Genomic DNA, 12,139 nt, shown 5'->3' on the forward strand with positions numbered 1-12,139 from the left:
GGATTCACCATTCAGGAAAACTCACAACAGCCCGATCAGCCGCCACCACAACCCATTGATCGGGATCACGAACACCACGCCCAGCAGCGCCGTCGCGATGCAGTACCGCAGCACCGCACGCCGGTCCAGCTGCGCGAGCGCGTTGCCGAACACGATCGGCGGCGACTGGTACGGCAGGACCGTGGTCGCATAGCCCATCACCTGCGCGAGCAGGCCGGCCTTCAGGTGCAGCCCCTGCGCGAGCAGGCGCGACACGATCGGCACGTATAGCGCCGGTTCCGCATTCGACGTGACCGCGAAGCAGACGACGATCGACAGCGCGGTCAGCGCGAAGTACATGAGCATCGGGCTGTCGCGCAGCGCGTCGAGCGCGAGCGTGTCCGGCACGCGCATGTCGAGATGGTTGACGAGCGCGGTCAGCCCGATGATCGCCGCGATGAACCACAGCAGGTCCATCTTCAGCGTCGCGGTGAAGCGCTCGAGCTGCGCGGGCGGCGACGTGCCGAAGTAGACGAGCGCGAACCCGAGCCCGACCCAGCCTGGCGCGATGCGATGCACGGCGTCGGTAAACCAGAACGCGAGCGTGATCGCCAGCAGCACGATCGCGTGCCATTCGCGCCGGCCGAGCGCGCCGCGCACCGCCGGTATCTCGACTTCGCCCACCGTATCCGCGAACAGCCACCAGGACGCGAGCACCAGCACCGCGCCGCGCACGATCACGCCGGCCGGAAAGAACAGCAGCAGATACTCGGAGAAGCGCAGATGCATCCCGTGCGACTGCTCGAGAATCCCCGCCATGATCACGTTCGGCAGGTTCGCGGGCAGCACCGCGGCCGCCAGCTCGTACGAGCCGACGATCACGAGCAGCAGGATGCCGCGCCGCCCGTTCGCGTGCGCGCCGAGCTTCACGACGTCGCAGTAGCCGATCGCGATCGGAATCAGGATCGCGATTCGCCCGAACGTCGACGGCATCACGAGCGACAGCAGGAAGCTCAGGATCGCGAATGCGAGCAACGCCTTCAGGTACGAGCCGCCGATCCGGCGCGCGAGCGCGATGCCGATCCGTTCGCTCAGGCCGCTCTCCTTCAGCGCGAAGCCGATCGCCGCGCCGCTGAACACGAGCCAGAACGCGCTCGACCCGAAGCCGGAGAAGATCTCGGCGGTGGGCACCGTCGTGCAGGTCGCCGCGAGGAAGAAAAACAGCAGCGACACCCACAGGCTCGCGACCGCGCCGGTCGCCCACAGCACGATGCAGGTGAACACGATCGCGACGATGCGTGCGTCGCCGGCCGACAGCGTGCCGCGCGCGCCGAGCGCGGCGACGCTCGCGAGCCCCGCCGCGAGCAGCGCGGCCGTGACGCGGCCGGCCGTCAGCATGCCGGCGCCGCGGCCCGGCCCGCCGAGCGCACCGCCGCTCAAGCGCGCATCACCGGCGAGTTCGCCGGGATCTCGTATTCGACGTGCGACTCGTCGAAGATGTCGCCGAATTCGCGCTGCTGGCGGAACGTCGGGTCCGGCGCGCAGCTCATCGGCAGATAGCCGCCCATCCATGCGCGCAGGTCGGTCACGTCCGGCGCGCCGCCGTACACGTTCGCGACCGGCCGCTCGCCGCGCGCGACCGCGTCGATCTGCTCCTGCAGCATCTGGCGGAACATCACGATCCCGCGATCGGACGCGCCGAGGTTCTCGCGCGAACGATCGAAGATCGGGCCCTGCGTCTCGACCGCCATCGCATCCTGGCTCATGAACGTGTTCATCAGGTAGCGGCCCGCCGCGTCGGTGCGCGCCGGCTGCCGGACGATCTTCGGCGCCTCGTCCGCGGGCGGCCGCGCGCCGTCCGCGTTCGGCGTGAACGACACCCAGACGATCCGCGTCGTCGTATCGTCGACCGGCACGCGCCAGTGCATCTCGGTCATGATCCGCAGCATGTTCGGGAACACCATCAGGTTGCCCCAGCCACGGCCCTCGCCTTCGTATTCCCAGCTCTTCACGATGCCCCAGTCGAAGCGCTGGAAGCCAAACCGCTTGAACGGCTTGCCGAACCCGGACGCGTCGCGCATGCCGAGGTGCTCGAAGTATTTCGAGTGCGTATAGAAGGTGTGCGTGACGTCGACCGCGTTTTCCTGCACCTGGAACCAGTTGCACGCGAGATCGTCCTGCACCTCGAAATGGCGGACGCCGTCGTTGCGCACGAGGATGTCCCAGTTCGGAAACGCGGGCTTCTGCTCCGCCGGCCCCATGTAGGCGAAGATCAGCCCGCCGCATTCGTGCGTCGCATAGCTGTCGATCAGCTTCTTGCACACGCGGCTCGCCTTCGCCGATTCGAACGGCCGCTCCACGCATTCGCCGGCCGCGTTGTACTGCCAGCCGTGATACGCGCAGCGGATCGTGGCTTCCTCGACGAAGCCGTACAGCAGCGATGCGCCGCGATGCGGGCAACGCTCCTGCACGAGCAGCACGCCGCCGTTGCCGGTGCGCGCGAGCACCAGATCCTCGCCGAGAATCCGCACGCGTTTCGTCTGGCCGGCTTCGGCCAGCTCCGACGAATAACCGACCGGATGCCAGTAGCGACGCAGCAATTCGCCGCACGGCGTGCCGGGCCCCACGCGGGTCAGCAATTCGTTGGTGGCGTGGTCAAGCATGAATACACCTCTCTCTCAGGTTGTAGCGGGCTGTATCGCCCCGGAGACGTCTGCGTACCGGCGAACCCTCAGTTCCGATACGCCCGTCGATAAATCTATTTTTTTAGACTAAATAAAGTGAAGGAAAAATGCAAGGCGGGAAAATCCACAATTTTCAGCCCGCCATCGCCGCCGCATCGCCAGAAATCGATCGATGTGTATAATTAAAAAGACGAACGGTACGCGCGATCGCCGAGATCGACGCGCCGCGCGGCGGCCAACCAGGAGGACAAGATGGCGATCATTGGCGTGATGGGCTCGGGCACGAACGAATGGCCGGAGTGGGCGACGCCACTCGGAACGTGGATCGCCGCGCAAGGGTTCGACCTGCTGACCGGCGCCGGCCGCGGCGTGATGCTGTCGGTCGCGCGCGCCTACGCGACGACGCCGGGGCGCCGCGGCCGCTCGATCGGCATCGTGCCGAGCGAAGCGCACCCGCTGTTCGGCTTCGTGCCGATCGCCGGCTATCCGAATCCGTTCATCGACCTGCCTATCGTCACGCCACTGCCGCGCAAGGAAGCGGACGCGCCGGACGACGCATTGAGCCGCAACTACGTGAACGTGCTGACGAGCGACGTCGTCGTCGCGCTGCCGGGGAGCAAGGGCACGCTCGACGAGATCCGCCTCGCGACGCGCTTCGCGAAACCGTTGATCTGCACCGGGCCCGCGAGCGCGTTCGATGGCGTCGCGGCCGGCACGCGCATCGTGTCGGCGCTCGATGACGTCTATGCCTTCGTGCTCGCGCAGGTGAACCGCGCGCAAGGCGGCGCGGGCGCGCCCGTTCCGTCGGCGTGAACCGCGCGCCCTCCGGATCCCCGGCGCGTCGGCCGCCATCGTTTCCCGTGTCGCCGGTCACAGCCGCGCGATCGTGTCGGCGAGCACGCGCACGCCCAGCATGAAATCATCGATCGACATCGCCTCGCGCGGGTTGTGCGACCCGTGATCGTTGCGCACGAACAGCATCCCGCTTGGCACGCCCGCGTTCGCGAACAGCGCCGCGTCGTGGCCCGCGCCGCTCGGCAGCGTCGCATACGGCACGTCGAGCCGCGTGCACGCGTCGGCAAGCGCGGCGCGCAGGGTGGCGTCCATCCGCGCCGGCGCGCTCGCCAGCCGCCGGTCGAAATCGAATCGCACGCCACGCTCGCGCGCGATCGAATTGCATTCGGCGATCAGCAGCTCATGGAAGACGTCGAGCGTCTCCGTGCTCTCGCTGCGCGCCTCGAAGCTGAAATGCACCTGGCCGGGAATCCGCGAAATCGAATGCTCGTCCTGATCGGTCGACACGATGCCGGTCGTCACGACGAGATCGATGTTGCGTTCGAGCAGCCGGCGCCAGTGCTCGTCGAGCCGCGTGATCAGCTCGGCGACCGCGAAGATCGCGTCGTGCCGCAGGTCGCGCGGCACCGCGCCGGAGTGGCCGGCCTCGCCGATGCAACTGATGGAGTTGTGCCGCACGTTGCCGCGAATGCCGGACACGACCGCGACCGGCAGCCCGCGCGCGACCATCACGGGCCCCTGCTCGATGTGGAGCTCCAGATATGCATGCGCGCGCCGCATGTCGAACAGCGGCTTGCGCGCCCGCACCGCGTCGATGTCGACGCCCGCCGCCGCCATGCAGTCGGCCAGCGGCCGGCCGGTGCTGCGATGCTTCATCGCGAGATCGTCCGGCGTCAGCCGGCCGAACAGCGCGCTCGATCCCATGTAGGCCTTGCCGAACCAGGCGCTTTCTTCGCCGCGCAGCGCGATCACATTCAACGGGCGCGGCGACGCCGAGCCGCTGCGCCGTTGCGCGACGAGGCACAGCAGCCCCGCGACGATGCCCGCGAGCCCGTCGTAGTTGCCGCCATGCGGCACCGAGTCGAGATGCGAGCCGACCCAGATCGCACGCGCATGCGGGTCCGCGTCGGGCAGGCTGAAGACCAGGTTGGCCGCGCGATCGGCGCGCACCGCGATGCCCTCGCGTTCGGCGTGCGCCGCCAGCCGCTGCGCGGCCGCCGTTTCGCTGTCGCCGTAGCTCTCGCGCGTGACGCCCACGCCGTCGGCCGACAGCACGCGGATCTCGTCGAACCACTGCTCGGCGAGCGCCGTCAGTTCGGCAAGCGGCAGCGCCGCCGCGTCGTGCGCTTCGATGTCCGCCGGCGCGTCCGGCGTGTCGGTATGCGCGTTCATCAGGCCCCCGCCGTCGTGCCGCCCGCGCGCGCCGGCGCCGCGCAAAAGCGCCGCCAGCGCTCGCTCAGCTCCGCGTCGAGCCTGACCTGCCCGGTCAGCGACGCGATCGCGCCGATGCCCTCGTCCGCGCAAAACTGCTCGAGCCCGTCGACGATCGTGCGCATCACGCCCGGATCGCGGAACGACGCCGTGCCCACCTGCACCGCGCTCGCGCCGGCGAGCAGGAACTCGATGGCGTCGGCGGCGCTCCGGATGCCGCCGCAGCCGATCACCGGAATCGACACGGCGCGGTAGCACTGGTGGACGAGCCGCAGCGCGATCGGCTTGATCGACGGCCCGGACAGGCCTCCCATCACGTTGCCGAGCGACGGCCGGCGCGTGCGCACGTCGATCGACATGCCGAGCACCGTGTTGCCCATCACGATCGCATCGGCGCCCGCGTCCTGCGCCGCTTGCGCGATCTTCGCGATGTTGCCCGCGTTCGGCGTCAGCTTCACCCACAACGGATGCCCGGTGCGCGCGCGGATCGCGTCGATGACCTGCCGGGTCATGCCCGCGTCCATTCCGAACGCCATGCCGTCCGCCTCGAGATTCGGGCACGAAATATTCGCCTCGATCGCCGCGACGTCCGGCCGCGACAGCGCCTCGCACGCGCGCGCGAACGCGTCCGCCGTATCGGCGGACACCGACGCGACGACCGGCGTGCCGTGGCCCGTGTACGCGGGCAACACGTGTTCGAGATAGTCGTCGATGCCGCGGCTCGGAATGCCGATCGAATTCAGCATGCCGTCACCCGCGTCGGCGACGCGCGGCGTCGGGTTGCCCGGGCGGCTGGCGGGCGACACGCTCTTGATCACGAGCGCGCCGAGCCCGGTCAGGTCGAGCGCATCGCGATACTCGATCGCGAAACAGCCGGATGCCGGCATCACGGGATTGCGCAGGCGCAACTCGCCCACGCGTACGCTCAGGTCAGCCAACTCCCACCTCCACCTCCGTCACCACGTCGCGAATCGCGAACACCGGGCCCTCGCGGCACACGCGCCGGAATGCGCGGGTCGCGCCGTCGTCGAACATCCGCACGCACGACAGGCAGACGCCCATCCCGCATGCCATCCGCTGCTCGAGCGCGACCTCGCCGCGCATCGACGGATGGTCGGCGAGCACGTGCTGCAGCAGCGCGAGCAGCCGTTGCGAGCCGCACGTGTAGACCGCGTCCGGCCGGTCGCGCGCGATTGTCGCGCGCAGCAGCGCGTCCACGTTCGCGACCGCCGACGAGCCGTCGCTGTCGAACACCGCATGCACGTCGGCCGGCGCGCCGCGCAGGAATTCCGCGGTCATCAGGTCGTCCGGCGTGCGCGCCGACATCACGACCGTCAGCGCGATGCCCGCCCCCGCCGCGCGCTGCACGAGCGGCGCCATCGTCGCGAGACCGACGCCGCGCGCGACGAGCAGCAGCCGTCGCGCACCGGCGTCGAGCGTGAACGGGCGGCCGAGCGGCCCGACGATCGACAGCCGCGCGCCGACGTCGAGCTGCGCGAGCGCACGCGTGCCTTCGCCGGTCACGTTGTACAGGAACTCGATCTCGCCGGCGCCGGGGCCGACGCCGTACACGCTCATCGGGCGCGGCAGGAATGGCCGGTGCAGATCGCTGACGGGACAGACGAGCTGATAGAACTGGCCGGCCTGCGTGACGCTCGCGAGCGGCGCATCGGCGCGCACGCGCAGATAGCGATAGCGCCGGTTCACCGCGCGATGCGCGACCACGTCGCACGCATGCGCGGCGACCGTGGCCGCCCACGGCTGCGCGCAGGCGCGCGCCCCGTCGATCACGTCCATCGTTCTCTCCTCGTTACGGTTGGGCGGGAGGCACGCGCGTCAGTCGAGCGCGCGGTCCTTCAGTTCCGGAATCAGCGTGACCGTGACGATCATGTCGAGCACGTACAGCGCGGCCAGCATCGCGATCGCGATCTGAAACGAATAGCGCGCGGCGAGCGCGCCGACGACGAGCGGCCCGAGGCCGCCGATCGCACGGCCGACGTTCCACAGCACGTTCTGCGCGGTCGCCCGCACCGCGGTCGGGTACGCTTCGGACATCAGCGTGCCGTAGCCGCCGACCATCCCGTTCACGAACATCCCCATCAGCGCGCCGGCCCACAGCATCGTGGCCGGGTCCGTCAGCCGCGAATACGCGAACACCATCGCCACCGCGCCGAGCTGGTACAGCAGGAACGTCGGCTTGCGGCCGATCCGGTCGGCCAGGTGTCCGAACAGCCAGACGCCGACCATCATCCCGAGCACGGTCACGGCGGTCCACAATCCGGATTTCGTCAGCGAGAAGCCGAGCTGCTTCGACAGGAACGTCGGCATCCAGATCATGATCCCGTAGTAGCCGAAGTTCTGCACCGCGCACAGCACGACGATGCCGATGCTCGTGCGGGTCGTGCGCGCATCGGCGAACAGCAGCCGGAAACGCGCGCCCGTGCGCGCCGGCTGCCGGCTCCGGACGAACACTTCCGGCTCGTGCAGCTTGTTGCGCAGCACCCAGGCGACGATCGCGGGCAGCACGCCGATCGCGAACATGCCGCGCCAGCCGACGCTCTGCAGCAGCAGCGGCGTCAGCAGCGACGCCGCGAGCACGCCGCTCTGCCAGCCGAGCGCCACGTACGACGACACGCGGGCGCGCTTGGCTGCAGGCCACGCTTCGGCCGCGAGCGCCATGCCGATGCCGAATTCCCCGCCGAGGCCGATGCCGGCGATGGTCCGGTACGCGAGCAGATCCCAGAAGCCCTGTGCGAACGCACACAGCCCGGTGAACACCGCGAAAAGCAGGATCGTCCAGGTCAGCACGCGCACGCGGCCGTAGCAATCGCTGAGCGCGCCGAAAATCACGCCGCCCGCGACCGCGCCGACCAGCGTCCACGTGACGAGCGCCCCCGCCTGCTGCGCGCCGAGCTGCAGCGACGCCGAAATTGCCGGCAGCATGAAGCCGAGGATCAGCAGGTCGAAGCCGTCCATCGCATAGCCGATGGCCGAGCCGGCCAGCACTTTCCACGCGTAGCGCGACACCCGTTCGGGCGGTGCGCCGGCGGGCGCGGCCGCCGAGGGTCGAAGGTTCGCTTCCATGATTGTCCGTATCGTGAGGAGGGAATATCGATGCCGGTGGTCCGCCTCGCGGTCGTTTGTCGTTTTTTTTGGACAGACTGACCGCAACCCGATCGTCGGCATCGCGTAACTTAAGGGCGTGGCCCGCGCAGATTCGCGCCGGCGCCGCGCATCAGACGACCAGTTCCTTCGACACCCGCGCGGCGACGCCGTTGAGCGCCGCGAGCAGCGCGTCGTCCGAGCCGCGGCTCGCATCGCTCAGCCGCCGCGCGTGCTCGCGCAGCTCGGCGAGAAATGCCTGCACCGTCTCCGCGCAGACCGCCACGCCCTCCTGCCGTTCGGCGAACGTCGCGGCCGCCTGTGCGAGCAGCACCAGCGCCGCCGATTCCCGCCCGTGCGGCGCCGCCGCGTCCCGGCAGCGCGTCGCGAACCGGTGAATGTCGGAAAAGCCGACGACGTCCTGTGCCAGCCACTGCGTGGCGTCCATAAGGTTCATGCTTTCCTCCTCGTCTAAATATTTAGACTACCCGCATCAAAAACGGAATGCAAGCGTCCGATGTATCGGGGTAAACCGCGAAGCCTCGCATCGCGACGCCTGCGTCAGAAACGCGTGCGCAGGCCCGCGCCGTACGTGATGCCGGTCGACAGCCCGCCGACGTGATCGACCTTGATCGCCGAATAGAGGTCGGTGCGCTTCGACAGCAGATAGTCGTAGCCGAGCGCGCCGGTGTTGCGATGCGCGCCGTCGGCGAGCGCCCCGCTCGAATGCGTATATGCGTAGCTCGCCAGCAGCGAACCCACGCCGATCGGCACGCTGACGCCGGCCTGCAGCGTATCGCCGTGGAAGTTGCCGCGCTGCGCGCGGTTCGCGACGTTCATGTACTGCGCGAACAGCTTCACGACACGCCAGTCGTACCACGCGCCGACCTGCACCGTGCGCTGGCTCGACAGGCCCGGCGCCGCGGCGAGCGCGCCGCCGAGATCGCCGGGCGTCGCGCTGAAGTTCACGTACTGGAAGACCACGGCGGCCGCGAACGCGCCGCGCGCGTAGTTCGCGTTGACGCTCCATTTCTTCGCGCCGTTCCGGCCGGCCGTATTGCCGAGTGCATACAGCAGCCCCGCATTGAATCCGCCGAACGTCGGGCTCGTATAGGCGAGCGCGTTGTTCCAGGCCGAATCGCCGACCACGCCCTCGGCGCCCACGCCCTTGAACGTGTGGAAGATCATCGGCGAGAACGTGTACGAATTGAACAGCGGGTTGAACTGGATCGTCGCGAGATACAGCGGCGTCGTGATCCGGCCAAGACGAAGCTGGCCGAACCGCGTCTGCAATCCCGCGTACGCATTGCGCGAAAACAGGCTGTCCCCGGCGTAGCGGCCGTACGCGCCGCTTTGCGGTTGAAAGTAGCTTTCGAGCACGAAGAACGCCTTGTTGCCGTTGCCGAGATCCTCGCTGCCGCCGAGCCCCCAGAACGACGTCGTCATCCCGCCGCCCGACTGCACGAGCGCCGTGCGCCCGCCGGGTTGCTTCACCGAACCGACGAAAGCGTCGGCGACGCCGTACAGCGTCACGCTCGACTGCGCGTGCGCGAGCGGCGCGATGCCAATGGCGCCTGCCGCGCCAGCCATCAGGAATCCTGCCCGAAATCGGGCGCACGGGGTGCGCGACGTCATGCTTTTCTCCTCCCGGCGCAATGGGCCGGCACGTGGGAATGTCTGGAAGGTGCGATGCCTCTATCGCCGACGGCGTCCGCGCGCGCCGTTCGTCCAAATATTTAGACGACGTGCACGCGCACGGACACGATCCGGTCGCTGGCCGTGACCGCGCACAAGACGAGCGCAAGCCACGGGCGTGCGACCATCCGTTGTCGGCTACGTTAAAATACCCGATACAAAAAAATAGACAAACATCGATCTTCGCGATGCCCCCCGGGCAGGATGACGGCGCGGCGCGGTCGCGCAAACCGGTGTCTGTCGATTTTTCACCCGTCACCTAGAGGTACTTCATGTCCACCGCCGGTTCCCGAAAAACGCGTCTGCGCGGCGCGCGCTTCGACTTCGACAGCATTGGCGAGCGCTTGCGCGCGTACCGGATGGCTGCCGAGTTGCGCAGCGAGGATGTCGCCGAGCGCCTGAACATCTCGCGCGCGGCGGTCTACAAGCTCGAACGTGGCGAGATTGTGAAGATCGATACGCTCGAGCGGCTCGCCGCGCTGTTCGGCGTGTCGCTCGCGAACCTGATGGGCGTCGAGGTCGAGTATCACGATTCGGCGATCAGTTATTTCGAGCGCATGCGGCAGATCGAGAGCCGCTCGCAGCGGATCTTCGCGCACTTCGATCCGTTCTCGTTCCTGCTGACGTCCGACGATTACGAAGACTGGCTGCGCCAGATGCTCGAGGAAAGCATCCCGCCGTCGCTGACCGATGCCGCGTGGCGGCAGACGCTGTCGAAAGTGATGGCGATCCTCGCGGACCGGAAAGCCGCGTTCCGGCGCGCCCCGCTGAACGTGACGAGCCTGATCGGGCTGCGCCAGATCGAGCAGTTCCTGCACCACGGGCTGGTCGGCCGCCTCGGGCTGCCGCCGGGCGTGCAGCTCGAGCGCAAACTCGCCGCGCGCCGCGAAGTGATGCGCATCGTCGGGATGCTCGAGGACGATGCGAAAGGCGTGCGTATCGGTATCGTCAGCGACAATCTGCCGAACGAGACCTTCCAGATCTTCGAGGACGACGACAGCGCGCATATCGCGGTATCGCCGTTCCGGCTCGGCGAGTTGCCGAACATTCGTACCGGGATCGCGACGATCACCACGTCGGCGGATGCCGTCGCGATGTACCGGAAGATGATCGACCGGCTGTGGGCCGATTCCACGAAGGGGGCCGACGGGGCCAGGCTGCTCGTCGACCTGCTCGACCGGGCGTAGCGCGGCGTCGCATCGACCACGCGCGATCGCGGTCGGCCCGCATCGCGCGCGTTCCTGCGCTGCTCTTCCTTTTGCGCCGAACCAGCCAGGAAGAAGGCCCATGACCGACTTCTCAACGCTCGCGCTGTTTTCGGGGGGACGGGTGCGCCGCTATTGCGCGGTTACATAGATCATGGAGATCTACAGCGATGCCCGCTGGCACGTCCGATCAAACGCCCAAACTCACAGCCGAGGCCGGTCGACCTGCGTGACATCGACATCAGCCTGCACGACGCCGCGCACGCTGCGCCTTGCCGCCCGCGTCCGCCTTTTCGGCAACGCGATCGAGTACCGCCGCGAACCGATCGGCCAGCGTCGGTCGCGAGCGATTGGGCCAGACCGCACTCAGTTCGAAGAAGGGCAGCGCATCTCCGTCGCGCACCTCGCAGACGCGCACGCCCGAGAAGTGCAGGGCCTGCACCGAAGCCGGCAGCAAGGAGGCGCCACAGCCGGCCGCGACGCAGGCGAGCACCGTCAGCGAGCGGTTCGCGTCCTGCACGATGTTGGCCTCGCAGCCGGCCTTGCGGAACGCGCTGAGGATACCGGCGCGCACCACCGGCAATTGCCCCTGCGGGAACCACACCAGACCGATGCGTGCCAGGTCGGCCAGCGCGAGCCGGCCGTCGGCGTCGAGCACATGCGTGTCGTGCACCACCGCGTGCAGCCGCTCGCGCGCGATCAGCTTCTCGTGCATGCGTCCGCGGACCACCACCGGCGTATGCAGCAGGCCGATGTCGATCTCGCCCGACTCCAGCGCGGCGGCCTGCTCGGCATTGCTCATCTCGCGCAGCGCCAGCTCCACGTTCGGTACTTCGGCGCGTAGCGCCGCGATCGCGCGCGGCAGCACTTCAAACAGCGCCGCCGAGACGAAGCCGATCGTGAACCGCCCGCCGCGCTGCGCGCCGATATCGCGCGCGCGCGTCTCGGCGGCCTCAATGCGCGCCACGCTTAGGCGGATGTCGTCGATGATCGCCTCGCCGGCTGCGGTTAGCGCCGCCCCGCGCCGCGTGCGCGAGAACAGCTTGACGCCGAGTTCGCGCTCGAGCCGCGTGATGGCCTGGCTTAGCGCCGGCTGCGCCAAGCCGAGCAGGTCGGCCGCGCCAGTCACGCTGCCGGCGTCGGCTACGGCCACGAAGTATTTGAGGATACGGGCGGATTCCATAACGTGATGCAATGAAAGATCAACGTTTCCATAGTATGCGAGCCAGCCTCATCCCCGCCAGAATG

Annotated in this window: 11 protein-coding genes; 2 read left to right on the forward strand and 9 right to left on the reverse strand. The window is 68.5% G+C overall.

The features are described from left to right. Positions 1-21: 21 nt before the first annotated feature. A complete protein-coding gene (locus QZM72_RS32325; RefSeq protein ID WP_301740142.1) occupies positions 22-1,419 on the reverse strand; it encodes an SLC13 family permease in 1,398 nt (465 codons plus the stop codon). Next, entirely contained in the window at positions 1,416-2,642 is a 1,227-nt protein-coding gene (locus tag QZM72_RS32330) for an aromatic ring-hydroxylating dioxygenase subunit alpha (protein ID WP_301740143.1), read from the reverse strand. Before QZM72_RS32330 ends, QZM72_RS32325 begins: the two co-directional genes overlap by 4 nt. A 273-nt stretch (positions 2,643-2,915) precedes the next feature. Here QZM72_RS32330 and QZM72_RS32335 point away from each other — a divergent pair, with 273 nt between their 5' ends. After that, a complete protein-coding gene (locus QZM72_RS32335) occupies positions 2,916-3,476 on the forward strand; it encodes a DNA-binding protein (protein ID WP_301740144.1) in 561 nt (186 codons plus the stop codon). A 57-nt stretch (positions 3,477-3,533) separates the two neighbouring features. Here the strand turns inward: QZM72_RS32335 and QZM72_RS32340 are convergent, their stop codons facing one another. From QZM72_RS32340 to QZM72_RS32365, 6 genes are all read right to left on the reverse strand, one after another. After that, a complete protein-coding gene (locus tag QZM72_RS32340) occupies positions 3,534-4,850 on the reverse strand; it encodes a Zn-dependent hydrolase (protein WP_301740145.1) in 1,317 nt (438 codons plus the stop codon). Beyond that, positions 4,850-5,827, reverse strand: a complete 978-nt coding sequence (locus QZM72_RS32345; RefSeq protein ID WP_301740146.1) for a dihydroorotate dehydrogenase — start codon at positions 5,825-5,827, stop codon at positions 4,850-4,852. The genes QZM72_RS32340 and QZM72_RS32345 overlap by 1 nt, the downstream gene beginning before the upstream one ends. Further along, positions 5,820-6,686 carry a dihydroorotate dehydrogenase electron transfer subunit gene (locus tag QZM72_RS32350; protein ID WP_089471008.1) on the reverse strand — a complete coding sequence of 289 codons (867 nt, stop codon included), beginning with the start codon at positions 6,684-6,686 and terminating at the stop codon, positions 5,820-5,822. Before QZM72_RS32350 ends, QZM72_RS32345 begins: the two co-directional genes overlap by 8 nt. Positions 6,687-6,725: 39 nt before the next feature. Then, complete coding sequence (locus tag QZM72_RS32355; protein ID WP_089471007.1) at positions 6,726-7,973, reverse strand: MFS transporter; 1,248 nt, start codon at positions 7,971-7,973, stop codon at positions 6,726-6,728. Between the two features lie 151 nt (positions 7,974-8,124). Then, positions 8,125-8,448, reverse strand: coding sequence for a hypothetical protein (locus tag QZM72_RS32360; RefSeq protein ID WP_089471006.1), 324 nt, complete (start codon positions 8,446-8,448; stop codon positions 8,125-8,127). A 104-nt stretch (positions 8,449-8,552) separates the two neighbouring features. After that, positions 8,553-9,626, reverse strand: a complete 1,074-nt coding sequence (locus QZM72_RS32365) for a porin (protein ID WP_089471005.1) — start codon at positions 9,624-9,626, stop codon at positions 8,553-8,555. Positions 9,627-9,958: 332 nt separating this feature from the next. Between QZM72_RS32365 and QZM72_RS32370 the strand changes: the two genes are divergently transcribed. Beyond that, entirely contained in the window at positions 9,959-10,873 is a 915-nt protein-coding gene (locus QZM72_RS32370) for a helix-turn-helix domain-containing protein (RefSeq protein ID WP_089471004.1), read from the forward strand. Positions 10,874-11,132: 259 nt separating this feature from the next. Here QZM72_RS32370 and QZM72_RS32375 read toward each other — a convergent pair whose 3' ends face one another. Further along, positions 11,133-12,074 carry a LysR family transcriptional regulator gene (locus tag QZM72_RS32375; protein WP_301740147.1) on the reverse strand — a complete coding sequence of 314 codons (942 nt, stop codon included), beginning with the start codon at positions 12,072-12,074 and terminating at the stop codon, positions 11,133-11,135. Positions 12,075-12,139 lie beyond the last annotated feature (65 nt).

Source organism: Burkholderia sp. AU45388 (genome assembly GCF_030481585.1).
Lineage (GTDB): Bacteria > Pseudomonadota > Gammaproteobacteria > Burkholderiales > Burkholderiaceae > Burkholderia > Burkholderia sola.

What these genes read in the sequence shown, in the direction of transcription:
- QZM72_RS32330 (WP_301740143.1), bottom strand. Translation starts at nt 2,642, where the DNA reads ATGCTTGACCACGCCACCAACGAATTGCTGACCCGCGTGGGGCCCGGC.
- QZM72_RS32350 (WP_089471008.1), bottom strand. Translation starts at nt 6,686, where the DNA reads ATGGACGTGATCGACGGGGCGCGCGCCTGCGCGCAGCCGTGGGCGGCC.
- QZM72_RS32370 (WP_089471004.1), top strand. Translation starts at nt 9,959, where the DNA reads ATGTCCACCGCCGGTTCCCGAAAAACGCGTCTGCGCGGCGCGCGCTTC.
- QZM72_RS32340 (WP_301740145.1), bottom strand. Translation starts at nt 4,850, where the DNA reads ATGAACGCGCATACCGACACGCCGGACGCGCCGGCGGACATCGAAGCG.
- QZM72_RS32365 (WP_089471005.1), bottom strand. Translation starts at nt 9,626, where the DNA reads ATGACGTCGCGCACCCCGTGCGCCCGATTTCGGGCAGGATTCCTGATG.
- QZM72_RS32375 (WP_301740147.1), bottom strand. Translation starts at nt 12,074, where the DNA reads ATGGAATCCGCCCGTATCCTCAAATACTTCGTGGCCGTAGCCGACGCC.
- QZM72_RS32355 (WP_089471007.1), bottom strand. Translation starts at nt 7,973, where the DNA reads ATGGAAGCGAACCTTCGACCCTCGGCGGCCGCGCCCGCCGGCGCACCG.
- QZM72_RS32335 (WP_301740144.1), top strand. Translation starts at nt 2,916, where the DNA reads ATGGCGATCATTGGCGTGATGGGCTCGGGCACGAACGAATGGCCGGAG.
- QZM72_RS32360 (WP_089471006.1), bottom strand. Translation starts at nt 8,448, where the DNA reads ATGAACCTTATGGACGCCACGCAGTGGCTGGCACAGGACGTCGTCGGC.